Genomic DNA, 24,678 nt, shown 5'->3' with positions numbered 1-24,678 from the left:
TTCCATCGTCCCTTCCGGCCCGACATCGGGCCACAGGACTCTAAAACCTCCCGGTCTCACTCACGGGGAACACGCCACCTCGTGCAAACTATTGCGGACTTGAAGACAGCAGGCAAGGACATCAAGGAATCAACCGCCACGGCGCTAGACCAAGCTGCTGCCACGACCATCTCGTTGGCGGGTTACAAAGGACGCTTCTTCGCTGCAGATCCCTCGTCCCCCGGGCAGCGGACCGCCATCGATGTAGCACGGACGCCGTGGACTGAATTTGCGCTCTTGGCCTATCTGGTGGCCGAAGTCGGGCAGAATCTCGATTTAGATTGGGCACCAGCAGTTCTCAAACAGCAAGAGATGCTCAAGACGCTCGAACCAAAGATCCGAGCGAAGATCGAAGCCTTGTGAGTCGAGGCCGCGGGCCCGTGATCTAAGCGCCAAAGTCGTCAGAGGCAATCGACGCCCATACCGGCTGCACGGACCCGCACCGGTACCGAGGCCTTGGCGAGCAACTCGCCGACATGTGATGTCAAGCCGAATTCACCAACCACTTCGATTCCTTGGTGGGCATCAGACGCCGCGTCCAGCAAATCGCGAAGCGTTTCGAGCCCCGCCGCTGTTTCATAGGTAACCCAGCTATCGGGCTCAGCGGTGCCTGTCATCCTGACCGGATGCTTGGTTGTTACATCTGCACGATGCATCTGCAGCACCCAGACCTTCGTGCCGTCGTGCGCCCATTCAATTCGTACCGGACCCAGTTGTTTTCGCAGATCTGCCGTGACGTTGCGAACATCCTCGACAACACACTGAGGCAACGTTGTAGGTACATGTTGGCCCAACATGAACTCATCGCCGCGACCGGCAACACCTTCGACGACGTCAGGAGCGTCGCCCTCACCGGGCCGCGTCGCGCCACTGAACTGACTATCGACGCCCTCTTGCGCCAGCACAGACGCCAAATTGCAGCCTGATTCGTCCTCGCGCTGAAGGAGATCGAACGGATCGACCCACCCAAGGGTCGTCGTGTACTTGCCCGGCACGGGTTCCGGTGGTGCCGTCCGCGTCCACCACTCACCCGACTGCGTTCGGGCGCCGAACGAGAATGGGGCAACGTTGCGTGATATCACGGTCGTGCTTGGGACGTTGTGGCCGAGGGCATCCGCCACGATAAGACCGAACGCTTTGTCACCCAAGAATCGGCTAAATCGGTTGGGCCAGCTGATCGCCGACTGCAATTGCCCAGCTACGTACTCCGATGACTCCCATACGATGGCGTGTTCGTTGCGGGTGCCGCACCGTAACGGGTGCAAACTGAACTCTAACCGCGTATCTATCAGATCGCCGAAGGCGATCTGAAATCGGTAGATCGTTTTCAATACCTCGAATCCGATTTCGAGCGGAAGTCTCGCGATGCCAGGCTTCTCCACTGCTCGGGGGGTATCGCCGGGTGCGAACTCCACGATTCCGCCTGCCGCGACACCCGATACGCCGCCGTCATCGACGTCGATAGTCTCGTTCGCAATCGTGAAAAACCCCGCGCCCGCCAGATCGCGAATAATTGTCGCAGCACAGCTGGCGCTGGCTATCCCGTAGTGAAATGGATTGCCAGACTGTTGGTCTACTGAAAAGGACCGGATGTTGATCGTCTTGCTCGGGCTCAGGTGCAGCAGGAAGCCGAGGGAATCCTCAAGTGACACGTCTGCCGGTAGGGGGGCACGAAGTTCGTGGTGGCGGACCGCCGCGTCGTGAGGTCCAAAGCTTATGAACTGCGCGACGTTGTAGCTTTTGGCCAACTCGGCCAGCACGTCATCCTTCAGCGGTTGCGATGCAGTCACGATGTGGCCTCCTATCCTACTGATTCGACCGCTTCCACTATTTGCTGCTGGGCCATGGAAAGGCTCTGCACTCCGTGCCCTTGACCGCGAAGCTGGGCGATCGCATCATTCGTCTTTGTGACTGCGACTATAGGGGGCATCACCGACAAGTGGGCGTCGAGCACTGTAGCCCCAACCCGGAGCGCAGCAGCATACTCATGCGTACACCCTGTGCTGAACTCCCACCCGTCATTGAAGACGACCGTTCCGACGTAGTCGGCGATCAACCGCGTCCAGAAGGCATGGAAGTCACTCTGCGACCACTCAGGCGCGTGCAGACCAGTGGGATCGACGACGATCTTCCCGAGAAGGCGTCGGGCGCGGAGAACAAGGGTGTGAGCGGAAGCCTGGTTGGCCGCGATGACCTCACGAGCATGCTCCGTCGCAAAGCGGGGATTGTCCGTCGACAACTTTGATGCCGACAGCCAGTCGTAGTACCGCCGCCCAGTCGTGATCGGCGTACTCACGTACGCGACGGACGATCGCTCCAATCCAAAGCAACCAGCGAAGGAGTCCAGGATGTCAGCCAAATCACCATTGCCCACACGCACCGCCTCTGCCGTGTTCGACACCCGGTACCTCATTCACAACGGCCATCGCACTACATCACAAACAATACAGCGCAGGTGCGGAACCAGCCTCGCGTTCACAGCAGGACTTCGCCGTGTCGCGCCGGCCGTCGCGAGGGCAATCGCCATGCGCCGATTGCGCCCTTTACTCCGCAGCGGGAAACATCACTTGTAACCAGCTTGTGAACCCGTCTCCGCAGGCACTCGACACGCGCGCATCCCTCGTAATCCGTGTGCCAACGGATAAAGTTTGACGCCGCGCCGCAGTCAAAAATTGAGGAGGGCCATGGCATACGAACTCGATCATCGGCTCGTCGTCGGCGTCGCGTCGAGTGCGATGTTCGATCTGGGCGAGGCGGACCAGATCTTCCGCGCCGAGGGCGAAGAGGCATACCGCAGGTACCAGGAACAGCAAGTGAACGTCCCACTTGAACCGGGAGTCGCCTTCCCCTTCATCAAACGCTTGTTATCTCTCAACGACCTTTCGGACGGGGCGCACGAAGGCCGCCTTGTCGAGGTCATTGTGCTGTCGCACAACGACCCGGACACGGGGCTGCGAGTCATGAACTCTATCGAGCATCATGGCCTCGATAGCAGCCGAGCGGTATTCACTCAAGGTCAGGCGCCCTACATCTACATTCCGGCGTTGTCGATATCGCTCTTTCTCTCCGCCAACGGCAAGGATGTCCGTCAAGCCATCGCGCAGGGCTACCCGGCGGGGCATGTGCTGCCTTCGGCAGCGGTGGACGACCCGGATGACACTCAGGTCCGTATCGCGTTCGACTTCGACGGTGTACTCGCTGACGATGAGTCCGAACAGGTGATGCAAGGTGAAGGTTTGGATGCCTTCCGGCAGCATGAGGTCGAGAATCTCGTCACGCCACACAGCCCGGGGCTGCTTCAGGAGTTTCTCCTAAAGGTCCACGCGATCCAAAAGCGAGAAGAACACCACAAGAAGGCGGACCCGACCTATCAGAACAGGCTGCGGATCTCGCTGGTGACCGCCCGCGACGCACCGGCTCACAAGCGTGCGGTGCTGACGCTCAAGGAATGGGGAGTCATTGTCAATGACGCGTTCTTCCTAGGGGGTGTGGCTAAAGGGAGGATCTTGGAAGTGCTTCGGCCGCACATCTTCTTCGATGATCAGCTGGGGCATCTCGATGAGACATCGAAATACTCTCCCGCGGTTCATATTCCGTTTGGGCGTATCAATCAGCTAGAGACATCCGTGCTCGACCAGGAGTGATGCTCGTGTTCCGCCGCTGAGGTAATCGCACTGGAATGAACCGAAAATCAGTCGGGGGCCGCGTTGACCTGCGCGATGCTCTGTCGGCGGTGTCCCGTAAACCTGGCCCATTTTGCCTCTAACCTGGACATGATAGTAGATGCACCAGGAAGAGGGCGATTGATGGCACGGTTGGGATACGCCCGCGTCTCCAGGCTAAAGAATCATCCAATATGCAGCTATCAGCATCGGAAGAGGCTGGCGCAGAACGTATTTGGGAAGACCAGGTATCGGGGATGAGGAACGATCGACCCGACCTGACATGCCTTCGCGGTTACGTCTGCCGCGGTGATGCACTCATGAATTGGCTGCTCGATCGCCTCAACCGCTCCCGAGAGCACCTGCTGACCCTAGTCGGGAGCCTGCGGGGCGCCGGCGTCAAACTGCGATCGTTTACTGAATCCGCCGATACCACCACTCCCGGTGTCCGGCGGACGTTCCACGTCTTCGGCGGTGTCGACGAGTTCGCACGGACCATAGCCACCGAAGCGACCGCTACGGAAGTGGCTAACACATGTGTCGCGGGTCGCCACCTCGGCCGCCCCGGTCTCGGCAGTGACACCATCGCGGCCCACGCAATCGATCAAGCCGGCACTATCCGAGCCCGGATCGCTCCCACGGTGGGCATTTCTCGATCGGGCGTGAATCGATGCCTGGAGCGGGCGGCGTAATGACGACATCGCGCCCGCTATCGATGGCAATCCGTAACGAAGTGCTCACTGCCTGCCGCACCGCACTGCACTACCGCGGGGACCTGAAGTCACTCATGATTGGCGCGGGCGTCCCACCGGCGGTCTACAACCGATATGACCACCTCGAAAACACCAAGGTCAAGATTGCGCGCAGCATCCTTGACGAGCTGCAAGAACTAGGACCCAACGGGTGGACGGTCCAACGCCGCATCGTCGTCGAACTGTGCGGGATGCAACGACCTGCCAATGGTGTCGAGGATGTCGCCGCCGGTCGTAAGGCACTCGACGCACTTCGCCGAACCGCCGCCCAGGAAGGCGTTATCGTCGACGCTGAACAGGCCGCTAGAACCGACCGGGCCAGACGAGCCGCCCAACGTCAACAGCACATCACCGAGCATCAACAGAGCCTCGACCGGCTCCGAACCGAGTTCTCCGCCTTGGCCCGGAGCAGGCCGAGCACGAACGTCGAACGCCAGGCACGGGGCTATCAGCTCGAAAAGCTCCTCGTCGACCTCTTCAGGGCGAATGAGATGGACTACACCGGATCAACCAGGCAGCCCCACGAGCAGGTCGACGGCTCCTTCCACTTCCGCGGCTTCACTTATCTCGTCGAAGCACGGTGGCGCAATCACCCACCCGACAAAGAAGACCTCGCCGGATTCAAACTGAAGGTCGACGGGAAGCTCGAAAGCACCCGCGGCCTGTTCATTTCCATGGCCGGCTTCGATGAGGAAGTGCTCCAGTACTTCGCCAACGTAAGCGGCAAACGCAACGTGATCTACATGACCGGTCAGGACCTTGCCGTCATCTTTGAGGGAACCATCGGCCTGGAAGACGCCCTTTTACGAAAGATCGACGCCGCGGAAAAGCACGGCCGCTACCTCATTAACTTGCTGGGCTGACCGTCGCTCACGCTGCCTCTTAGCCGCGCCTTACGCCTGGACGCGCTGACGCGCCAGGTCGATCACCTGCTGCGCCCATGGCATGTAGGACGGGATGTGGGGTCGCGGGCCATCATCAGGTGAACTGGCGATCGCGCGCAGGCCGGGCCTACCTCCGAACAGGCCGTCGAACTCCACCACTGCGTGATGCGCCGGGGACATGCTGTCTAACAGCAGAGCCTCAATGGTTGTGTTCACCCCCGCTAAAGGCCCGGTTATTTCATCGGCCAAGACGAGCACATCCGGATTCTCGCTGCGTCCTACGATCTCCGCTTTTACCGCTTTCTTCATCTCAGATTGCGCAATGAAGGTCCGATCAATCGTCACCCGAAATCTGGACTGTATGTGTCCGCCGACCTGGATCTGCTTTACTGCCGCTGTGACAGCCTCCATCGATTCATGCACCATCACATTCCGCAGTCGACATAGGAAGCGGTAGCCTGCGTATCCGTCGTACAGTCCGTGAAAATCGGCCTGAACCTGATCATATGTGGCGCTTCCTATCCCGTAAGCCTTCTCGATACGCCTTAGCATTTTATCTTGGTGATAGACGACTCCCGAACACAGCGACAACGCTGTAGCCCTCAGGCTAGTGAGCCATGTGGCGAACGTGTCGGGGGCCGAATTGGGATGAACCATGCCAGCGTCCGCAGCCTGGTTAGCAGCCATTACGGCCGAGCGCAGCAAGCTTTTTGACGAAGCGAAATAGGTATAGACAGAGCCAAACAGCAAGTTCGATACCTGTTTGTAAGCCTGCTTGTATCGAATGTAATCCTCAGCCGACAAAGTGCATATCCGCTCAAAATGAATCACCTGCCCCGCTGGACTGGTGGTAATCAATAAAGCCCCGCGGGGCTCTATCGGCAGTTCGTCAGCGTTCGTCATGCTTTAGATCATCCCGTTATTCCGCTAAAAACCGGGCGCTTTTGATCGCCTACCCGAGATCCGGCATGAAAGCCCGCGCGTCGACTCGAGGTGCAACGACAACGAAGCAGATGCCGGCGTGGCTGCGTATAAGGAGACTTGGACGGGTCGACCCTCCACTCACCGGCCCAGGCACGGCAGCGTTAACAGATTTCTCCAAGAAAGGTATTCATTCAACGAGGGCCACCTCCACCGCTCTCGATATCAGGAAAGTTCTCACAGCCTGCTTGCGGAGCCATCGTTGGCGTGGCTGGGCTCATCGCCGATGTCGCAGGGGGGCGTGAGCGACAGCGCCCGGACGCGGCGTTGTAATGGGTTGAGTAGCCCGTGCTGTCCGTCCGTTCGACGCCAGGTCTAGTGTTCGACTCCGCGGTCGAGTCCCGTCTGCCAGCTCTGGGTCTCCTCCCGATGGACCTCGTCTGCGACTCCCGAATGGCTGCGTTGCCAATCCTGTAGTGCGGTCCTGCGGTCAGTGATCTGCCGACGCTGTCGAGACAGTAGTGCAGAAACGTTGCGAAGATCCGCCGAGTTCCCTCTTGCCTCCGCTGCGATGTCATGGGCGGTGCGGGCTTGATCTTGTTCTTTGGCAACGATTCCGCGAACGAGTTGGGCAGCATGTCGACCCGTGCCACGAAGTGGGTCGTCCAGGTCGGGTGCCAAGTGGTGACCTGGCTGCTTGTCACCGCCAAGCTGCTCGGTGAGATATGCGGTGTTCGCCTGCCGTCCTCGACTCATGGCGACGTAGAACACTGCACGAGTAGTGTTTTCGGTCAGCACGGCGTGCGTGGTGTCGGTGGTGGCCCCTTGTGCGGAGTGGACGGTGACGGCGTACCCATGCGTGATGTGGTCGCGTAGGTATTCGCCGGTGAAGGCAGCACGGGCGCCGTCGCTGACGCGGCGGGCGGCGATGCGCTGGTTCTCGGGGTCGATGGCGTAGACGCGCCAGCGGTTTCCGTTACGCACGAGGTCCGCATGGCGGGTCGTTTCCGCGGCATCCAAGACGCTGATGGTGGCGTCGTTGCGCCGACTGATGATCAAGTCGCCGGCCGCGATCTGATGTCCACGTGCAGCCGTCAAGACTGGTGCGCTCGGGTCGATGGTGTCGTTGTGTATGCGTTGGTTCAGGGCGTCGGCCATCTCCTTGGTATCGCAGACGAGCAGGCTGTCCTTCCCGGCTGCGGTGTCGCGCCGATAAGCGGTCAAGGCGTCATTGGCCATGGTGATTTCATCTCCAGCGTGCAGGCGATTGTTCTTCCGGTACCACTCGATCGCGCGGCGTACCGGGGCTGGGCCGCCGTCGCGCAGCGCGAGTGAGGCGCTGCGCTCGTCGGGGTCGCGCATACGCCACACTTCGGACAACTTCTGCGTCCACGGTAGGTCGGTGCACAGTAGGGCGAACATGCCGCCGCGCGCCTTGACCGGGGCGAGCTGGTGCTGATCACCGACCAGGACGGTCTTGGCCCCGGCGGCCGTGGTCGCGGTCAGCAGGCGTCGTAGATCGTCGGTGCCGACCATGCCAGCCTCGTCGACGATGACGAGGTCGCAGGGGTTCAGAAGCAGGCGGTGATTGTCGATCTCACGGAGTGCTTTGGCGATGGTGTAGCCAGCGTCGCCGGCACCTTCACGGACCGCGACATCGACGGCGTTTCCGGTCGGCGCCAACACGATCACTCGCCCGCTTCGGCGACGATGCGCCATCGCCACCAGAGCCCGCATTGACGTCGTCTTGCCTGCCCCGGCAGGCGCGCTCAGTGGTTGTACCAACCACGGTGAGACGGCGATGGTTCCCACTGCGCGTTGTTGATCCGGCGACAAGCCGTCGATGTCGCTCGGCATGCCCCACAGTATTGACCGGGGATCTTGGGCGGCGACGAGATCGAGCACGGTGGCTTCTTCGGCCAGGATTAAATCGAGGGTGAACCGCTCGTGGCCTTCGCGTTGGTGTGCCTCGCGTGGGGCGGTCAGCCGCACCGCGATTTCGTCGACGGCCTCCTCGACCAGTTCAAGTGGGGAGCGTGCAGTGTCGACCGGTAACTGGGCGCCGATCACCTCGACGAGGTCAGCGCGGGTGAAGGCGGCTTTCTCGATCGTGGCCGCGGCATCGGCGATCCGGTGCCGGTCAAACCGAGGCCCGCTCGATGCAAGGCGGTCGCGGCGAGCCCGGCGATGCGCCGCGGAATCGATGCCCAGGCCGCGATCGTCGGTGCGCCACCCGGCACGTAGGTCAGACCAGGCAAGTTGTTCGGGCTTGCTTGGGCGGGTGGCCTTTTGAGCTGCGGCGAGCTGGGATCCCGTCGGCTCGCCGCTCTCGTTCACAACGAGGTTTCCCGCCGCCCACTCCCGCAGTTGGGAGGAGCGTTGCGACCACGCGGTGATGCTGTTCGGGTCAATACCGGCGACTTCGGCCATGCCGGTTGACGAGTCGACGGGCAGCCATTCATAACCCAAGGACCGGTGCAGTTCGCGGCGCAGCGTCGCCTGATAGATAACTCCGGCGGCCTTGGCTTCGTGGTACAGCGACGTGCCATCGATCGATACCAATCGACCGTCGCCGCGGGCTTGGCGGTTCGGGACGATGACATGGGTGTGCAGGTGCGGATCACCCGCCCGGGAGGTCTCGTGCTGATAGGCGATCGCCACCAAACCGGGCAACCGAACGAGGTCCTTCTCCCCCGTCGCCGGGTTGTGCACACGCGTGTATCCGGCGTGCGTCGCAAGGTATTCCATCGCCTCGGAGATGGCCGTCTCGTGGGCATCCGCGATCGCTTTATCGGCCACGTCGTCGGCGCGAATCGCGCGGATCAGCGACACCGACTTCGGCGCGCAGAACGTCAGATCGAAGCCATGCACGCTTCCGTTCCGAAACCCACGACCCGATGCGCCGTTGGGCGCTTCACCGCCGACCAACCAGTGCTCCACGACATCGGGATCGGCCTCGCCACCTACCCGTTCGAGGTCCGACAACCCGACCAGTTCCGCTGCGCAACGAGCGTCACCGGCGCACAACCAGACCGGGGTTCGGGTGTCGTGCTCGGAGTAGTACTCCCCTAACCCGCCGCCGGCTTTCTGCGCGTCGATCGCGGCGCGGGCGGTGTCGTTGTAGTAGTTGATCGACCAGGCCGAGAGTTTGGCAATCGTCAGCATTGCGCACCGCCTGGGCTGGAGATCGCCCGGGGCTCAATACCGCCGGGCGGCGAACGCAACGTTCGCTACCGCCAATCTCGCACACCCTTGTGCAAATGTGCCATAGGAAAAACGGGCGAGTTTCTGTGAGTTGCCCTGTAGGACAATTTATTTGGAGACACAGAGGTAACAGGCGAACGTGTTGAGATGGTTGAGACTACAGGGATGTGGTGAACATGTGGGTGATGGCAATCGTAGGGGCGCGTGAGGTGGTGCCGCGGCTCCGAACGTCAGCGCGCTCGGATGCGCTACTCGCACCGAATCGGTTGTCAGGAATTGATGGAAGCCCGTGCGAGACCGCCGCGTCGACTAAGCCTTCCGCCGAGCGGCGGCCAAGGCGGAGCGTGTAGACGCACACCGTGCCAGAGGCGACGGCCGTCGAACACATCGGTGTGCGGCGCCAAGTACGCATAGACCCCTATGTGCGCAGGAGCCGACGAGCGGCCATACAGCGGTCAGCGACCTCCCTATGCTGGCCGACAGCCTGGGTCCGCCGCGGCGCTTCGGCTGCATGTCGCTCTATACGGAGAATGCGTCGGCGCAGGGGCACTTGAACTTCATCCGCATCCGTAGCAATTGGCGATCGAGCGGATCCGCTATCGGTTTCACAGTCGGTGCCGTAGTGCCGGCCGAAAAGGAGCGCGGCGAGTTGAGCCGAGTCGATCGAAGAGTTGTTGCATACAGTTCCGTTGCGTCTCAGGCCAAATTCCGTCAACCCGTGAGTTGCGCATCGATTTCATTTGACCGTCGCATAGCGATGCCGAGCGCATTTAGCTGTCAGTTATGCCGGTGACTGCGGGGTCCACTTCACGCCACCTCGGTGGTGCGAGCCAACTCGGCATTAGCGGCTCCGCGACCGCTCGGCCGCAGCTCTTCACCAGCTGGCGCGCCATCCACAGTGTCCAGCATTCTTGGTCAACCGATCGACACGGTGAGAGGTGGTGAATTACATTGGAAGATAACGTGTTCAACGATCTACCCCTGCTGCTCGCGGTACCGCACGCGGCGAAGCTTCTGGGAATCAGTCGTGCTGCGGCCTACCGGCTCGTCGCCTCTGGCGAGCTGCCGGTTCGTCGGCTCGGCGGACGGATCTACGTGGTAACCGCGGGCCTGCGCGACGTGGTGGCGTGATGAAGGGCTCGGTGTATCAGCGGGGCGCGAAGTGGTACTACAAGTTCCGTATGCCCGAGCGCGACCCGTCGACGGGCACGTTTCCCTGGGTTACCAAGGGCGGTTACGACACCGAGCGCGACGCCTGGCAGGCCTGCCGAGAGGCGATGCGTGACGCCGACAACGGCCGGATCGTGCGGCCGTCCCAACAGACGGTCGGCGAGTTCGTCACCGACTGGCTGACGGCGGTCAAGCCGGCACTTGACGCCTCGACATGGCGCAGCTGGAGCGACTATGCCCGGTGGTACGTCATCCCTCACATCGGCGGCGAACGGCTCCAGGCGCTCAATGAGCCAGTGCTACTGAGGTTTTACGCAATGCTGTTGGCCAAGGGTCGGGTGAAGCCCAACAACGATGCAGTGATGTACACGCACTGGGCGAAACTGATCGCCAGCGGCAAGCCGCCACCAACGCCGCGTGAGATGTCCACGGCGTGCGGTACGTCGATCCACGCCGCGCGTGACGCTGTCCGGCGCTACAAGGCGGGCCTGACGCCCAGGACCCTCACGCAGGGGCTGGCTCCCAAGACAGTGCGCAACATTCATTCGTTCTTGCACCGGGCACTCGCCGATGCCGTCGCCTGGAAGTACATCTCGGAGAATCCGGCAAGCAACGTCAAGCCGCCACGCAATCCACGCACCCGCCGGCAAGTGTGGAAACCCGAGGAGATCCGGATCTTCCTGGCCTCCGCGCGCGAGGACCGCTTTGCCGCACTGTTCCTCTTGGAGTTGACCACCGGGATCCGACGTGGCCAGATCTGCGGACTCAAATGGTCGGCGGTCGATCTGGACGCCGGAAAGGTGACCGTGCACGACAACCGGGTGGTCGTCGGCGGCCAGGTCCTCGACAAGGCCGGGGGCAAGACCCGCAACGCCGACCAGACCATCTCCATCGACAAGACGACAGTCGGTGCGCTGCGGCGTTGGCGCGCCCGGCAGGACAGCGAGCGTGAGTTCTTCGGCGACGCCTACCACCCGGGCGACTTCGTGTTCACCTACCCCGACGGCCGTCCCCCACACCCAGACTCGATCCGACAACGCTTCGAACGGTTGACGGCCAAAGCTGGGTTGTCCCGCATCACTTTTCACGATCTGCGCCACACCTACGCCACTGGCGCGTTGCGGGCCGGGGTGAGCCCGAAGATCGTCAGCGAGCGCATCGGCCACGCGAACATCGGCTTCTTCCTGGAGACCTATGCCCACGTGCTCGACAACGACGACAGCGAAGCCGCCGAGCAGGCGGCCTCGTTCTTGCTCGGTGACAGCTGGACCGACGGTGACGACGCTCCGGCGAATCTGCCGCCGCACGATATAACGTAGAGGTTATACTGGTGTCGAAGCATTGGGACGTGATCCTGCTCGACGAGGTCGAACGGTGGTTCTTCACGCTCGACAGAAGCGCAATGGCGGCGGTCACCGGTGCCATCGACCTGTTGGAGCTGGAGGGGCCGACACTGGGCCGGCCGATTGTCGACAAGGTGACCGGCTCAAAGTTTCACAGCATGAAGGAGCTGCGCCCGGCCGGCACCAGCATCCGCGTCCTGTTCATCTTCGACCCGGCCCGGCAGGCGATCCTGCTCCTGGGCGGCGACAAGGCAGGCGACTGGAAGCGCTGGTACGACAGGAACATTCCGATCGCGGACGCACGCTTCGAGAGCTGGCTGGCGACCGAGCACGGAGGGTGATGACCATGGCGCGGAACTGGCGAGACATTCGCGCGGATGCGATCGCTCGGGGTGCCCTGGATCCCGAGCGGGCCGGTGCGGCGCGCGAGGAGATGCGTGAGGCCGTCCAGGCGCACCACCTGGCCGAGATTCGCAAGGCGCTAGGGCACTCCCGCCAGGCCGACGTCGCCGCGCTCATGGGCGTCTCTCAGGCCCGCGTCTCCAAGCTGGAGAGCGGCGACCTTTCCCACACCGAACTTGGCACCCTGCAGGCGTACGTGGCCGCGCTCGGTGGCCAGCTGCGCATCGTCGCTGAATTCGGTGACGACATGGTGGAACTCACCGCCTGAGCGGAGAGTTGAGCGCAACAGACCGCTGTCGCGGGGCCCCTGAGTAACCGGCGGATGCGGTTAGCGAGGCACCGGGATGGCCAGCGCAACCACTGAGAACAGTTGCTGGGCTCATCGCGGCGGCCGAACCATCACCTCGCCCAAAATGCTCACCAATGCCGCAGCGGTGGTGATGCCCAGCCCGATATCGCGCGTGGTGATACCCACCGCTGCACCGGCACTCACGCCGACCACAGCACGGGCGATGGCCGTGGCACGGTCGTGTGCATCTGACGGGTCGGGCGCAGGGTCGCCGGCGTCTTGCCCCTGGTCACTATCCATCGTTGTCTGTCCTTTCACGAAGTCGCTGCCCTCACAATCACGCAAGTTCGATGCGGCCGCAGCCATGGAAAGGGACCGACTTAGCGGTTCTCAAAGAGCCGAGTTGGCGGGACAATCTTTGACTAACACTTATGTGTTTAGCTTCGATTGTCCCGCCAACTCGGCCCCCGCTAACTCGGTACAATTTTTTAGTGGCCGTTCCACCGACAGTCCGCGAGGAACTCCAAAAGACGGTGGGCATTGCGCCCGCCAAGGCCCGCACCCGTGAAGCGGACTACGTGAGCAGGGCAGCGGAGAAGCTCAACTCCGAGCGTGACCGTCGCCTCGTCGCCTTGCGAGACGCCAGAACCAAGATGGCGATTGCCCGCGCAACCGATCGCCTGGCCTCCATCGCCCATCCCGACCGCGGGTACGTCCTGATCCGGTCGCCGTTCATTTACCGTGCCGACTCACGCGGACCCCGAGACTCAGACCGGCCCGAAAACATCGCGACTCGGCCACCGCTTACTCAGATACTCAAAGGCAAGAACCCGTACGCAATCGCGCTTTATCTCACGTACCTGTTCGTGCACCAGATGATTGCCGCCCACGCCGCCGGCAACAATCCGGACCCGCCTGAAGAACCTCGCCGCCGGCACAGCGTCTACAACATCGGTGGCGAGCAATCGTGGGCGTCGCTGATCGGCCTACCCAGCACCGACCGGCGAAACCAACGCAAAACCTACAACCGGGCCCTTGATGCGCTGCACAAGTGGGAACTCGTGGACCTCGGCGCTGCACAGCAGCGCTACGCCAACTTCACGCTCAACCGGGAGGACGGGTCCGGACGACCCTACAAAGCTCCTAGCGGCGTTCCTACGATTCCCCAGCATCTCTGCATCCCCGCCGAATTTTTCACTGCTGGTTGGCATCTGATCCTCACGCCATCAGAGCTAGCGACCTTCCTAGGGGTCTGCCACGTGTCGGACCGCAAGCAGCGTCGCCGCACCGAAGATGAGCCACCCGGCAGTATCTTCTTGGCGGAGTCGGTGCGTTACCAACACCTCGGCCTTAGCGACGAGGCGTACCTATCCATCCACCAACTCGCCGAGTTCGGGCTCATCAAGACAGACGACCCGATGCCAGGACGTCGCCGCGGACGCGTCCCGCCGACAACACTGAAAAATGGCCGGCGCCATCAGCCCTACCAACTCACGGCTACAGTCCTGCGCGGATACCCCTCCACCGAGATGATCTTCGACCTTGACACTTTCAAGCGGCCCGCCATCGAGGTGGCGAGCGACCGGTTCAGCCGACCTCTCCCTCGATACGCGAACACACCGGAACGCGCCTACAAGAGTCCGTGAACGATTGACCGATTGAGTGGCTGAGGCCGACGTTTATCACTGAGGCGAAATGACCGTCGCCTCGTTCGCTCAAGTTCAGCGCTGTCGCAGCACACGGGCCGGAGCAAACACTCAAGCTGCGGGGCCAAGCTTTAATTTAACGCTCGTTGACAGCCCTTTGGGCTGCTCCAGACCGGTAGTTAGACAGCCTTATGTTCCCAAAAGTGTTCCCAAACGGGATGAAAATGGCCCCCGGAGTCTCCTCCGGGGGCCATTTTGCCTGGTAGCGGGGACAGGATTCGAACCTGCGACCTCTGGGTTATGAGCCCAGCGAGCTACCGAGCTGCTCCACCCCGCGTTGGTGAACGCAACGTTACCGACCCCAAGCAGAGGAACCAAATCGGCTGCTCAGAGCCCTAGATGGCCCTCGCCGGTGAGCCGAAGGTCACAGGAACTCACTTGCTTTCGACAGCAGAAGTCGACAGGCTCGATGGAGATGAAGTCAAACCACACCACTCGCTGTGCCTCGATCGCGCTGATCGCCGCGGTCGCCCTCGGTGCCACCAGCTGCGACAACCAATCCGGTGTCAACTCAGGCAAACCCGCAGCGTCGATCCCCGCGCTGCCCGGCGTGAGCATGTCCACCACGACGACCAGCACCAAGCCGGCCGCTGCACCCGTCGATTACACCCGACTGCTGCTGCAGTCCCGCGACATCTCGACCAAGAGCGACGCCTTCGCCGCGCAACCTGCGACCGCCAACCCCGACACCCGGCCCGGGGCGGAAGTGCTGATCGTCAACCAGGAGCAGACCAGGGCCGTCAGCATCCTCATCGTCGCCCTGGATAGCCCCGCCTCCGGGCCGTCCGCGCTCGCCGAGGCGCAGTCCAGCCTGGCCAAGTCGGTGACCCCCGGCCCTCCGCAGCCTTCCATCGTGGGCACCGGCGGCACGGTGGTCTCAGGCAACGCACCTGACGGCAGCAAGTCGGTCAGCGTGCTGCTGTTCACCGAGGGATCCATGCTGGCCCGCATCGAGTTCGACGGCCTGCCCGGCCAGCCCGCGGCGGCCGACTTCATCACCAACGTCGGCCAGAAGCAGTACATCGCGCTGCGGGTGGGGTTGCCCACCGCTCAACCAACGTCCTAGACGCGGGCGGGCACCGGCACCCGCATCAGATCCTCGGCGACCACGATGTCGCCGGAGAACACTGCGGCGGCCTCGTCGGCGTAGCGGGCGGCGGCGTCCTGGTAGCGCTGGGAGAAGTGCGTCAGCACCAACGTGCGCACCCCGCAGTCGGCGGCCACTGAGGCCGCCTGTCGAGCCGTCAGGTGCCCGTACTGCTGCGCGAGGTCTTCGTCCCCCGCCAAGAACGTCGCCTCGATCACCAAAAGGTCCACGCCGTCAGCCAGCGCGTACACCCCGTCGCACAGCCTGGTGTCCATGACGAATGCGAACCGCTGCCCGCGCCGCGGCTCGCTGACGTCAGCCACATCGACAATCCGCTCCCCCACCCGGATGGCTCCGGTCCGATTCAGCTCCCCCACATCCGGGCCGCTGATCCCGAAGCGCGACAACAACTCCGGGATGAAGCGCCGGCCGTCTGGCTCGACCAGCCGATAGCCGTACGCATCGATCGGGTGGTCGAGTGCACGCACCTCCAGGACCCCGAACGCGCCGACCGCGATGGGACCCTCAGCCTCGATCGGCTCCTCGGGTATGTCGACGGTGTCGTGAAATACCGAGAGGTGCCGCATCCGGGTGAAGTACTCGCGCCCGGAGACCGGGAAGTGCGCGGTGATCGGATGGCCCACCCGATCCAGCGCGGCACGCTGGATGACGCCGGGCACGCCAAGGCAGTGGTCACCGTGAAAATGCGTGAGGCACAGCCGGTTTACCGCGCTTACCGGCACGCCGGCCAGCATCATCTGGCGCTGCGTTCCCTCGCCGGGATCGAAGAGCAGACCTTCGTTGTCCCACCGCAACAGATACCCGTTGTGGTTGCGATGGCGGGTCGGCACCTGGCTCGCGGTGCCGAGCACGACCAACTCACGCATGACCGGGCACGCTACTTGGTGGCGTCGTACTTCTTCATCGCATCATCGAGGCGCTGCAGCGCATCGCCGTAATCGGAGAAGTTGCCGCTACGTTGGGCCTCTTGCACGGCACCGAGGGCCGTCTCGACATCCTGCAGCGCAGCCGCCTTGGCCCCCGACAACGACGTCGGCGCACCCGGCGTGGCCGGCACCGCCGCGATCGGCGTGGGAACCTCCGGCGCGCTGCCCGGCGCCGGGGCCGGGTTGGCCGCCGGCGGGCGGCTGCCCGGTGGCTGACCGCCCGGTGGAGTCGCGGGTGCGGGGCCGGTGGCCGTCGCCCCCGCGCCGGCACCGAAGATCCCGTCGAGCGCGGTACTGACTGTCGGGCCGTAACCGACCTTGTCGTTGTACATCATCGCCACCCGGATCAACCGGGGATACGACGACGCGGCATCACTACTGCCCGGTGAGGCATACACCGGCGATACATAGATCAGGCCACCTTGTCCAACGGGCAACGTCAACAGGTTGCCCCACCGTATTCGGTTCTGATTGTCGCGACCGATCACGCCCAGGTCCTGGCTCACCGCGGTGTCGGTACTGATCGCGTTGAACGCCAGCTTCGGACCGTTGACCTGACCCGGAATGGTCAACACCGTGATCTTGCCGTAGGTGTCGGGATCCGAGCTCGCGCTGATATATGCGGCCAGGAAGTCACGCCGGAACCGGTTCATCGCGCTGGTCAGCTGGAACGACGCCGAATCACTATTGCGGGCAAGGTCTTTGGCGACGATGTAGTACGGCGGTTGATAGCTGCTGGCGGTCGGGTTGGGATCCAGCGGGACGTCCCAGAAATCCGACGTGGAGAAGAACGTCACCGGATCGTCGACGTGGTACTTGGCCAGCAGCATGCGCTGCACCTTGAACAGATCCTCTGGATAACGCAGGTGCGCAGCAAGATCGGGCGAGATCTCGCTCTTCGGCTTGACCGTGCCCGGGAACACCGACATCCACGCCTTGAGCACCGGGTCGGTCTCGTCCTGGGCGTACAGCGTCACGGTGCCGTCGTAGGCGTCCACGGTGGCCTTGACCGAGTTGCGGATGTAGGACACCTGCTTGTCCGGGGCCAGGCGGTTGACCGCCACCTCGGTGGAATCAGCGGTGGCCGAGGACAACGACGTCAGCTCCGAATACGGGTAATTGTCCAGCGTGGTGTAGCCGTCGATGACCCACACCATCTTCTTGTTCACGATGGCCGGGTACACCGTGCTGTCGGTGGTGAGCCACGGCGCCACCGCTTCCACGCGCTGCGCGGGATCGCGGTTGAACAGAATCCTGCTGTTGGAGCCGATCACGTTGGAGAACAAGAAGTTCCGCTCGGCGAACTTGGCTGCGAACACGCTGCGCGCCAGCCAGTTCCCGATCGGCACACCACCGCTGCCGGTGTAGGTGTAGTTCTTGGTCTCGGTGTTGGTCTCGTAATCGTATTCGCGGTCGGCGCCGTTCTTGCCGACGATCGCGTAGTCAGCCGAGGTGTTGGAGATGACCGGGCCGAAGTAGACCCGCGGCTGATCCAGCGGGGCCGGGCCCGGCGAGACGACGCTGCCGTTGGCGCCCACAACGCTGGCCAGGAACTCGGGGTAGCCGCCATTCTGGTTGGGATCGTTGGCAATTCCGCGCACGGTGTTCGCCGGTGAGGCGATGAAGCCGTTGCCGTGGGTGTAGACCGAGTGCCGGTTGATCCAGTCCCGCTGGTTGTCGATCAGCCGGTCCGGGTTCAGTTCACGCGCGGCGACGACGTAGTCCCGCAGGTTCCCGTCGGGACCTTGGTACCGGTCGATCGAGAGCTGATCGGGGAAGTAGTAGAAGTTCTTGCCCTGCTGGAACTGGGTGAACGCCGGGCTGATGATCGTCGGGTCCAGCACCCGGATGTTGGACGTGGTCGCACGATCGGCGGCCACCTGCTGGGCGGTCGCCGGCGCGTTGCCGGTGTAGTCCCGGTAGGTCACACGGTCGCCGGTCAGGCCGTAAGCCTGTCTCGTCGCGGCAATACTGCGACTGATGTATTCGCTTTCCTTCTGCGCCGCATTGGGTTTGACGCTGATCTGTTCGACGACCAGCGGCCAGCCCGCCCCGACGATCAGCGAGCTCAGCAGCAACAGCACCAGGCCGATCGCGGGAATGCGCAAGTCGCGCAGCACGAGTGCGGAGAACACGGCGGCCGCGCAGATCAGCGCGATGGCCATCAGGATCAGTTTGGCCGGCAGCACCGCGTTGATATCGGTATAGCCGGCTCCGGTGAACGGCTTGCCGCCGCGGGTGTGACTGAGCAGTTCATAGCGGTCGAACCAGTAGGCGACAGCCTTGAGCAAAACCAGCGTCCCGATCAGGGCGACCAGCTGGATGCGGGCCGGGCGGCTCAGCACGCCGCTGCGACCAGCCAGCCGAATGCCGCCAAAGACGTAGTGGCTGACCAGGTTCGCCAGGAACGCCAGGAACACCGCGACGAACAGATAGGACAGCACCAGCCGGTAGAACGGCAGATCGAAGGCGTAGAAGCCGAGGTCCTTACCGAACTGCGGGTCGGTGACGCCGAAGTCGCCGCCGTGCAGGAACAGCTGCACCCGCGTCCAGTAACTCTGGGCGACCGCACCCGAGAGCACCCCGATGACCGTGGGCACCCCGATGCCGAACAGCTTGAGCCGCGCCATCACCGCCGTGCGGTAGCGCGCCACCGGATCGTTGGGCCCGGCGGTCGGCACGAACACCGGGCGGGTGCGATACGCCAGCGCCAGCCCGGCGAAGACAATCGCCCCGACCGACACCGCGGCCACCGTGAAGACCACGATGCGGGTGACCAGGACTGTGGTGAACACCGACCGGTAGCCGAGCTCGCCGAACCACAGCCAGTCGACATAAGCGTCGACCAGACGTGGCCCCACCAACAACAGCACCACGACCGCCAACGCAACACCGATCAGAATCCGGCTCCGCCGAGTCAGCTTGGGCATCCGCGCGCCCGGCCGCATACTCACCTATCAGGCTCCTGAGTCTTGTCGGGCGGCCGCGCCGCGCCGTGGCAGCAATACGGCCACAACTCTACGCATCGCGACAACGGTGCTGTCCTGCACCAACGGGCTAGCAGCTAGGCGGACGGCCGCCGGAGGTCAACGTGTGCAACGAGTCGACGGCCCCGGCCAAGGTGTCCACCTTGATCAACTCCATGCTGTCATCGCGCATCCCCTTGGCCTCATCGCAGTTGTCGGCGGGCACCAGGAAGACCGTCGCGCCGGCTTCCTGGGCGGCCAGCATCTTGTGCGTGATCCCGCCGATCGGCCCGACCTTGCCGCCTTCGTCGATCGTTCCGGTCCCCGCGATGAACTTGCCGCCGTTGAGGTCACCGGTGGTCAGCTTGTCGATGACGGCCAGGCTGAACATCAGCCCCGCCGACGGCCCGCCGATATTGGCCAGGTTGAAGTCGATGTCGAATGGCGCCCACGGTGCGTCCAGCACGGCCACCCCCAGATAGCCGTAGTCACGGTCGGCATTGGTGCCCAACGTGATCCGTGCGGTGCCGGGCGGTGCGTTCTTGCGCCGGTAGTCGATGGCGATTTCCTGGCCGGGCTTGGTGGCCTTGAGCAACGTCGTGAACTCCGCGAGGTTCGCTACCGGCTTACCGTCGACAGCGTCGATGGCGTCACCGGACTGCAGCTTGCCTGCCGACGGGCCGGGGTCGTTGACCTTCGCCGCCACCACTGCCTTGGGGTATTTCAGGTACCCCAGCGCCGCGTACCCGGCGCTGTCCTCGGACTGTTTGAAGTCGGCGTCCTGGTCCTTTTCGACGTCCTCGCGCGACTTGTCCGGTGGGAACACCAAATCGCGGGGCACCAGCTGCTCACGGCCCGACACCCACAGGGTCAGCGCCTGCCCCAGGGTCAGGCCGTCGCGCTGGGCGACAGTCGTCATGTTGAGGTGCCCCGCGGTGGGATGGGTCTCCGTGCCCTTGATCGCCACCACCTGCTTGCCGTCAACCTCGCCGAGCGTGTCGAAGGTCGGCCCGGGGCCCAGCGACACGTAGGGCACCGTCACGACTGCCAGCAGCACGCCGAAGACGACGATCGGCACGAGCGCCGTCAGCAGCGTCAGAATCCGCCTGTTCACGCCGCCAAGACTAGACGGAGCCCGCGTCGAGCCCGGTTCACTGACAGCGTGATCGCCCATTACCCGTCCGCAGTGCAGGGTGAGTACGGTTGAGAGATGGCTGACCTGCCCTTCGGCTTCTCCTCCGGAGACGACCCCGACCGCGACAAGCCGAAAAAGGACCCCAACCCCGGCCCCGGTGACCCATTCGGGTTCGGCGGCGGTGACTTCAATATGGCCGACCTCGGCCAGATCTTCACCAAGCTGGGCCAGATGTTCAGCGGCACCGGCAACGTGATGGGCGGCGCGTCCTCCGGTCCCGTGAACTACGACCTGGCCCGCCAGCTGGCGTCGAGCTCCATCGGCTTCGTCGCGCCGATTCCGGCCGCCACCAGCTCCGCCATCGCCGACGCCGTGCACCTGGCCGACACCTGGCTCGACGGCGCGACCGCGCTGCCCGCCGGCGCGACCAAAGCCGTCGCCTGGACCCCCACCGAATGGGTGGACAACACCCTGGACACCTGGAAGCGGTTGTGCGACCCGATGGCCGAGCAGATCGGTTCGGTGTGGGCCTCGTCGCTGCCCGAAGAAGCCAAGGCGATGGCCGGCCCGCTGCTGGCGATGATGACCCAGATGGGCGGCATGGCATTCGGCTCGCAACTGGGCCAGGCGCTCGGGAAGCTGTCGCGTGAAGTGCTGACGTCCACCGACATCGGGCTGCCGCTGGGCCCCAAGGGCGTCGCCGCGCTGTTGCCCGAAGCCGTCGAGGCGCTCTCGGAGGGCTTGGAGCAGCCGCGCAGCGAGGTCATGACGTTCTTGGCCGCCAGGGAAGCCGCGCACCACCGGCTGTTCAGCCACGTCCCGTGGCTCTCCAGCCAGCTACTCAGCGCCGTCGAGGCCTACGCCAAGGGCATGAAGATCGACATGAGCGGCATCGAGGAGCTGGCGCAGGGATTCAACCCCGCCGCCCTGGCCGACCCCGCCGCGATGGAGCAGCTACTCAGCCAGGGCATGTTCGAACCCAAAGCCACCCCGGAGCAGATCGCCGCACTCGAGCGTCTGGAAACCCTGCTGGCGCTGGTCGAAGGCTGGGTGCAGACAGTGGTCACCGCCGCACTCGGCGACCGCATCCCCGGCACCGCGGCGCTGTCCGAAGTGTTGCGGCGCCGCCGCGCGACCGCTGGACCGGCCGAGCAGACCTTCGCGACGCTGGTCGGCCTGGAGCTGCGGCCCCGCAAGATGCGTGAGGCCGCCGTGCTGTGGGAGCGACTCACCGACGCCGCCGGTATCGACGCCCGCGACGCCGTATGGCAGCACCCCGATCTGCTGCCCTCCGCCACCGACCTCGACGAGCCGGCCGGGTTCATCGACCGGATCATCGGCGGTGACACCAGCGCGCTGGACATCGACGCGGCGATCGAGGAATTCCAGAGATCACAAGACGACGAAAAGCCCGGCGATCCCGACGGGCCTGTGGATAGCTGAGCCGCGCGGCACCGCCGTGATGCCACAGTCGGCGTGTGCTCTACGCGCTCGATCCGGCGATGCCCGTCCTCCTGCGCCCCGACGGCGCGGTACAGGTCGGCTGGGATCCGCGCCGCGCCGTCCTCGTCCACCCGCCTGACGGCGCGACGCCCGCGGGGTTGGCCGCACTGCTGCGCGGCATGCAGGTACCCCTGGGCAAGCCTGAACTGCACCGGCTCGGCAGCAAGCACGGGCTGACCGAGGACATCCTCGACCCACTCCTGGAAGCGCTGGTGAGCAGTGGCGTGGTGCGCGGCCGGACCCGCCAGCCGACCGCGCGGGCGCTGTCGATCCGGGTGCACGGCCGCGGCCCGTTGTCAGATCTGCTGGTAGAGGCGTTGCGTCGATCCGGCGCTCGCCTCACCCACACCAGCCACACCAACGCGGCGGTGTCGACCGCGAGCGCGGACATGGTGGTGCTGAGCGATTATCTGGTCGCCGACCCGCGCCTGGTCCGGGATTTGCACGCAGTCGGGGTGCCACACCTGCCGGTGCGGGTGCGCGACGGCGCCGGGCTGGTCGGCCCGCTGGTGATCCCTGGGGTGACGAGTTGCTTGTCCTGTGCCGACCTGCACCGCACCGACCGCGACGGGGCCTGGCCGGCGCTGGCCGCACAGCTACGGGACGTGATCGGCAGCGCCGACCGCCCGACCGTGCTGGCAACCGCCGCGGTGGCGCTGGGTCAGCTGCAGCGCATCATCACCGCAGTTCGCGGGCAGGAAGCCGCCGGCGAACCGCCGGCGACGCTGAACACCACCCTGCAGGTCGATGTCAGCAGCAACACGATCTCGGCTCGTCGCTGGTCACGGCATCCGAACTGTCAATGCTGACCGTCCTTGGTTGCCAGGAGGGTTTCGTCAGGGATGATGGTGGCGTGGCAGACATCAAGCGCGGCCGTACGGCCCGCAACGTCAAGCTGGCGACCATTCCGGTCGGCTTTGCCGGCAGGGCTGCGCTGGGCTTTGGCAAACGATTGACCGGTAAGTCGAAAGACGAGGTCCAGGCCGAGCTGTTGGAGAAGGCCGCCAACCAGTTGTTCACCGTGCTCGGCGAGCTCAAGGGCGGCGCCATGAAGGTGGGCCAGGCGTTGTCGGTGATGGAAGCTGCCATCCCTGCGGAGTTCGGGGAGCCCTACCGCGAAGCCCTCACCAAGCTGCAGAAAGACGCCCCGCCGCTGCCCGCGGCGAAGGTGCACCGAGTGCTCGACGGCCAGCTCGGCACCAAGTGGCGTGAGCGCTTCACCTCTTTCGACGACACCCCGGTGGCGTCGGCCAGCATCGGCCAGGTACACAAGGGCGTCTGGTCCGACGGCCGCGAAGTCGCGGTCAAGATCCAGTACCCCGGCGCCGACGAAGCGCTGCGCGCCGACTTGAAGACCATGCAGCGCCTGGTCAGTGTGTTCAAACAACTGGCCCCCGGCGCCGACGTCCAGGGCGTGGTCGACGAGCTCATCGAGCGCACCGAGATGGAACTGGACTACCGGCTGGAGGGCGACAACCAGCGCGCCTTCGCCAAGGCCTACGAAGGCCACCCGCATTTCGTGGTGCCGCACGTGGTGGCCAGTTCACCCAAGGTGATGATCACCGAATGGATCGACGGCGTGCCGATGGCACACATCATTCGCGACGGCACCCCCGAGGAACGAGACCTTTGCGGCACAAGGCTTATCGAGCTCACCTTCGATGCGCCGTCGCGGCTCGGCATGATGCACGGTGACGCGCATCCGGGGAACTTCATGATGCTGCCCGACGGCCGAATGGGGGTCATCGACTTCGGTGCGGTGGGTCCGCTGCCGGACGGGTTGCCCGTCGAAATCGGCCAGATCATCTGTCTGGCGCGCGACAAGAACTACGACGAGCTGCTGCCCACCATGGAACGCGTCGGCTTCATCCAGAAGGGTGAGCAGGTGTCGGCGCGCGAAATCGACGACATGCTGCGGCAGTACGTGGAGCCGATCGAGGTCCCGGTGTTCCACTACACCCGCCGGTGGCTGCAGAAGATGGCAGCGGCGAACATGAACGTATCGGCGGCCCAGATCAAGACCGCCCGGTCGATGGATCTGCCGGCCAAGCTGGCGATTCCGCTGCGGGTCATCGCATCGACCGTCGCGATCTCCTGCCAACTCGACGCGCACGTGCCGACGCGGGAGCTGGCCGCCAAGCTGGTACCGGGATTCGTCGAAGCCGAACCCGCGCAATAAAGGCGGGTTCGGGTCACGACCTTCACTTCAGGCCGCGATCACGTCCTTACGGGGACGGCCGCGCGGCCGCTTACGCGCCACCACGCTGCCCCGTTCGATAATCTCGCCGCCCCAAACACCCCACGGCTCACCGCGGTCCAACGCGGCGGCAAGGCACTGCCGCCTGATCGGACATTCACCGCAGAGAACCTTGGCGCGCTCCAGGTCGATCGGACTATCGGCGAACCACAAGTCGGGATCCCCGACGTGGCATGGCAACAGCGGCAGCTTCTCCTGGCGGACTGTCGATGCCGACATGTCGCGCTCACCTGCTTCCTGGTCGAATGGCTATTTCTCTTCGATCCGGGCCAGGAATCTGATGAAACACAAAGGCCACGGATCCTTTTGACTTTCGGGTCCGTGGCCTGAGGCTCTCGTCTGGGAGCTTTCCTAGATGAAGCTCCTGTCCACGGACGCGATGGTCGGGGCGGCGTAGGCGCGGCGCTTAGG

22 protein-coding genes and 1 tRNA gene are annotated in these 24,678 nt (G+C 64.0%); 13 read left to right on the top strand and 10 right to left on the bottom strand.

Translation table 11 applies throughout. The features are described from left to right. Window positions 1–402 (top strand): hypothetical protein (locus CG716_RS24980; protein ID WP_207760768.1); only part of this gene is annotated, 402 nt, incomplete at its 5' end. Window positions 403–440: 38 nt separating this feature from the next. On the opposite strand, the gene CG716_RS24975 is transcribed toward CG716_RS24980, so the two are convergent. Further along, complete coding sequence (locus CG716_RS24975; RefSeq protein WP_094483812.1) at window positions 441–1,829, bottom strand: hypothetical protein; 1,389 nt, start codon at window positions 1,827–1,829, stop codon at window positions 441–443. 11 nt (window positions 1,830–1,840) lie between these two features. Next, complete coding sequence (locus CG716_RS24970; protein ID WP_133067018.1) at window positions 1,841–2,440, bottom strand: hypothetical protein; 600 nt, start codon at window positions 2,438–2,440, stop codon at window positions 1,841–1,843. Window positions 2,441–2,723: 283 nt separating this feature from the next. Here CG716_RS24970 and CG716_RS24965 point away from each other — a divergent pair, with 283 nt between their 5' ends. The 3 genes from CG716_RS24965 (at window position 2,724) to CG716_RS24955 (ending at window position 5,316) form a co-directional block, all read left to right on the top strand. Further along, window positions 2,724–3,683, top strand: coding sequence for a 5'-nucleotidase (locus tag CG716_RS24965; RefSeq protein ID WP_094483810.1), 960 nt, complete (start codon window positions 2,724–2,726; stop codon window positions 3,681–3,683). Window positions 3,684–3,895: 212 nt separating this feature from the next. Continuing rightward, complete coding sequence (locus CG716_RS31390; protein WP_094483809.1) at window positions 3,896–4,393, top strand: recombinase family protein; 498 nt, start codon at window positions 3,896–3,898, stop codon at window positions 4,391–4,393. Next, window positions 4,393–5,316, top strand: a complete 924-nt coding sequence (locus CG716_RS24955; protein WP_165774292.1) for a restriction endonuclease — start codon at window positions 4,393–4,395, stop codon at window positions 5,314–5,316. Before CG716_RS31390 ends, CG716_RS24955 begins: the two co-directional genes overlap by 1 nt. A gap of 30 nt (window positions 5,317–5,346) precedes the next feature. Here the strand turns inward: CG716_RS24955 and CG716_RS24950 are convergent, their stop codons facing one another. Then, window positions 5,347–6,240: a hypothetical protein gene (locus CG716_RS24950; protein WP_094483807.1), complete on the bottom strand. Its 894-nt coding sequence runs from the start codon at window positions 6,238–6,240 to the stop codon at window positions 5,347–5,349. A 393-nt stretch (window positions 6,241–6,633) separates the two neighbouring features. Continuing rightward, window positions 6,634–9,423 (bottom strand): MobF family relaxase, encoded by a 2,790-nt coding sequence (gene mobF, locus CG716_RS24945; protein WP_094483806.1) that lies wholly within the window; start codon window positions 9,421–9,423, stop codon window positions 6,634–6,636. Window positions 9,424–10,413: 990 nt separating this feature from the next. On the opposite strand from mobF, the gene CG716_RS24940 reads away from it, so the two are divergent. The 4 genes from CG716_RS24940 to CG716_RS24925 all read left to right on the top strand — a co-directional run bounded on the left by CG716_RS24940 (window position 10,414) and on the right by CG716_RS24925 (window position 12,645). Then, window positions 10,414–10,593: a helix-turn-helix domain-containing protein gene (locus tag CG716_RS24940; RefSeq protein ID WP_221220058.1), complete on the top strand. Its 180-nt coding sequence runs from the start codon at window positions 10,414–10,416 to the stop codon at window positions 10,591–10,593. After that, window positions 10,593–11,951, top strand: coding sequence for a site-specific integrase (locus CG716_RS24935; RefSeq protein WP_234818019.1), 1,359 nt, complete (start codon window positions 10,593–10,595; stop codon window positions 11,949–11,951). The genes CG716_RS24940 and CG716_RS24935 overlap by 1 nt, the downstream gene beginning before the upstream one ends. An 83-nt stretch (window positions 11,952–12,034) precedes the next feature. Then, on the top strand, window positions 12,035–12,316 hold the full coding sequence (locus CG716_RS24930) for a type II toxin-antitoxin system RelE/ParE family toxin (protein WP_234818021.1): 282 nt from the start codon (window positions 12,035–12,037) through the stop codon (window positions 12,314–12,316). Next, window positions 12,316–12,645 (top strand): type II toxin-antitoxin system RelB family anti-toxin, encoded by a 330-nt coding sequence (locus CG716_RS24925; protein ID WP_094483803.1) that lies wholly within the window; start codon window positions 12,316–12,318, stop codon window positions 12,643–12,645. Before CG716_RS24930 ends, CG716_RS24925 begins: the two co-directional genes overlap by 1 nt. Window positions 12,646–12,756: 111 nt before the next feature. Here CG716_RS24925 and CG716_RS24920 read toward each other — a convergent pair whose 3' ends face one another. Beyond that, the gene (locus CG716_RS24920) at window positions 12,757–12,966 is read right to left on the bottom strand and encodes a hypothetical protein (protein WP_133067017.1); all 210 of its coding nucleotides are present in this window, start codon (window positions 12,964–12,966) and stop codon (window positions 12,757–12,759) included. Between the two features lie 191 nt (window positions 12,967–13,157). On the opposite strand from CG716_RS24920, the gene CG716_RS24915 reads away from it, so the two are divergent. Further along, window positions 13,158–14,312: a hypothetical protein gene (locus CG716_RS24915; protein ID WP_133067016.1), complete on the top strand. Its 1,155-nt coding sequence runs from the start codon at window positions 13,158–13,160 to the stop codon at window positions 14,310–14,312. A gap of 260 nt (window positions 14,313–14,572) precedes the next feature. Here CG716_RS24915 and CG716_RS24910 read toward each other — a convergent pair. Beyond that, window positions 14,573–14,649, bottom strand: a tRNA-Met gene (locus tag CG716_RS24910). Window positions 14,650–14,787: 138 nt separating this feature from the next. Here CG716_RS24910 and CG716_RS24905 point away from each other — a divergent pair. Further along, the gene (locus CG716_RS24905) at window positions 14,788–15,438 is read left to right on the top strand and encodes a hypothetical protein (protein WP_133067015.1); all 651 of its coding nucleotides are present in this window, start codon (window positions 14,788–14,790) and stop codon (window positions 15,436–15,438) included. Here the strand turns inward: CG716_RS24905 and CG716_RS24900 are convergent. The 3 genes from CG716_RS24900 to CG716_RS24890 all read right to left on the bottom strand — a co-directional run bounded on the left by CG716_RS24900 (window position 15,435) and on the right by CG716_RS24890 (window position 20,486). Next, complete coding sequence (locus tag CG716_RS24900) at window positions 15,435–16,346, bottom strand: ribonuclease Z (RefSeq protein ID WP_094483799.1); 912 nt, start codon at window positions 16,344–16,346, stop codon at window positions 15,435–15,437. The two genes, CG716_RS24905 and CG716_RS24900, sit on opposite strands and share 4 nt — an antisense overlap. An 11-nt stretch (window positions 16,347–16,357) precedes the next feature. Further along, a complete protein-coding gene (locus tag CG716_RS24895) occupies window positions 16,358–19,360 on the bottom strand; it encodes a UPF0182 family protein (RefSeq protein ID WP_094483798.1) in 3,003 nt (1,000 codons plus the stop codon). 103 nt (window positions 19,361–19,463) lie between these two features. Continuing rightward, on the bottom strand, window positions 19,464–20,486 hold the full coding sequence (locus CG716_RS24890; RefSeq protein ID WP_094483797.1) for a YlbL family protein: 1,023 nt from the start codon (window positions 20,484–20,486) through the stop codon (window positions 19,464–19,466). A gap of 96 nt (window positions 20,487–20,582) precedes the next feature. On the opposite strand from CG716_RS24890, the gene CG716_RS24885 reads away from it, so the two are divergent. The 3 genes from CG716_RS24885 to CG716_RS24875 are packed head-to-tail and all read left to right on the top strand — an operon-like array spanning window position 20,583 to window position 24,189. Then, window positions 20,583–21,950, top strand: coding sequence for a zinc-dependent metalloprotease (locus CG716_RS24885; RefSeq protein ID WP_094483796.1), 1,368 nt, complete (start codon window positions 20,583–20,585; stop codon window positions 21,948–21,950). A 59-nt stretch (window positions 21,951–22,009) separates the two neighbouring features. Beyond that, window positions 22,010–22,819 carry a TOMM precursor leader peptide-binding protein gene (locus tag CG716_RS24880; RefSeq protein ID WP_094483826.1) on the top strand — a complete coding sequence of 270 codons (810 nt, stop codon included), beginning with the start codon at window positions 22,010–22,012 and terminating at the stop codon, window positions 22,817–22,819. After that, the gene (locus tag CG716_RS24875) at window positions 22,813–24,189 is read left to right on the top strand and encodes a macrolide-binding ATPase MABP-1 (protein WP_094483795.1); all 1,377 of its coding nucleotides are present in this window, start codon (window positions 22,813–22,815) and stop codon (window positions 24,187–24,189) included. The genes CG716_RS24880 and CG716_RS24875 overlap by 7 nt, the downstream gene beginning before the upstream one ends. Window positions 24,190–24,216: 27 nt before the next feature. Here the strand turns inward: CG716_RS24875 and CG716_RS24870 are convergent, their stop codons facing one another. Beyond that, window positions 24,217–24,486: a WhiB family transcriptional regulator gene (locus tag CG716_RS24870; protein WP_094483794.1), complete on the bottom strand. Its 270-nt coding sequence runs from the start codon at window positions 24,484–24,486 to the stop codon at window positions 24,217–24,219. Window positions 24,487–24,678 lie beyond the last annotated feature (192 nt).

This window comes from Mycolicibacterium sphagni, assembly GCF_002250655.1.
Taxonomy (GTDB): domain Bacteria; phylum Actinomycetota; class Actinomycetes; order Mycobacteriales; family Mycobacteriaceae; genus Mycobacterium; species Mycobacterium sphagni.
Note: the sequence above shows the minus strand (reverse complement) of the source record. Positions and strands in the feature narration are given on the sequence as shown.

Excerpts from the sequence above, each read along its gene's own strand:
- CG716_RS24965 (WP_094483810.1), top strand. The coding sequence starts at position 2,724 with ATGGCATACGAACTCGATCATCGGCTCGTCGTCGGCGTCGCGTCGAGT.
- CG716_RS31390 (WP_094483809.1), top strand. The coding sequence starts at position 3,896 with ATGCAGCTATCAGCATCGGAAGAGGCTGGCGCAGAACGTATTTGGGAA.
- CG716_RS24955 (WP_165774292.1), top strand. The coding sequence starts at position 4,393 with ATGACGACATCGCGCCCGCTATCGATGGCAATCCGTAACGAAGTGCTC.
- CG716_RS24950 (WP_094483807.1), bottom strand. The coding sequence starts at position 6,240 with ATGACGAACGCTGACGAACTGCCGATAGAGCCCCGCGGGGCTTTATTG.
- mobF (WP_094483806.1), bottom strand. The coding sequence starts at position 9,423 with ATGCTGACGATTGCCAAACTCTCGGCCTGGTCGATCAACTACTACAAC.
- CG716_RS24935 (WP_234818019.1), top strand. The coding sequence starts at position 10,593 with ATGAAGGGCTCGGTGTATCAGCGGGGCGCGAAGTGGTACTACAAGTTC.
- CG716_RS24930 (WP_234818021.1), top strand. The coding sequence starts at position 12,035 with ATGGCGGCGGTCACCGGTGCCATCGACCTGTTGGAGCTGGAGGGGCCG.
- CG716_RS24925 (WP_094483803.1), top strand. The coding sequence starts at position 12,316 with ATGACCATGGCGCGGAACTGGCGAGACATTCGCGCGGATGCGATCGCT.
- CG716_RS24920 (WP_133067017.1), bottom strand. The coding sequence starts at position 12,966 with ATGGATAGTGACCAGGGGCAAGACGCCGGCGACCCTGCGCCCGACCCG.
- CG716_RS24905 (WP_133067015.1), top strand. The coding sequence starts at position 14,788 with ATGAAGTCAAACCACACCACTCGCTGTGCCTCGATCGCGCTGATCGCC.
- CG716_RS24900 (WP_094483799.1), bottom strand. The coding sequence starts at position 16,346 with ATGCGTGAGTTGGTCGTGCTCGGCACCGCGAGCCAGGTGCCGACCCGC.
- CG716_RS24885 (WP_094483796.1), top strand. The coding sequence starts at position 20,583 with ATGGCTGACCTGCCCTTCGGCTTCTCCTCCGGAGACGACCCCGACCGC.
- CG716_RS24880 (WP_094483826.1), top strand. The coding sequence starts at position 22,010 with ATGCCCGTCCTCCTGCGCCCCGACGGCGCGGTACAGGTCGGCTGGGAT.
- CG716_RS24875 (WP_094483795.1), top strand. The coding sequence starts at position 22,813 with ATGCTGACCGTCCTTGGTTGCCAGGAGGGTTTCGTCAGGGATGATGGT.
- CG716_RS24870 (WP_094483794.1), bottom strand. The coding sequence starts at position 24,486 with ATGTCGGCATCGACAGTCCGCCAGGAGAAGCTGCCGCTGTTGCCATGC.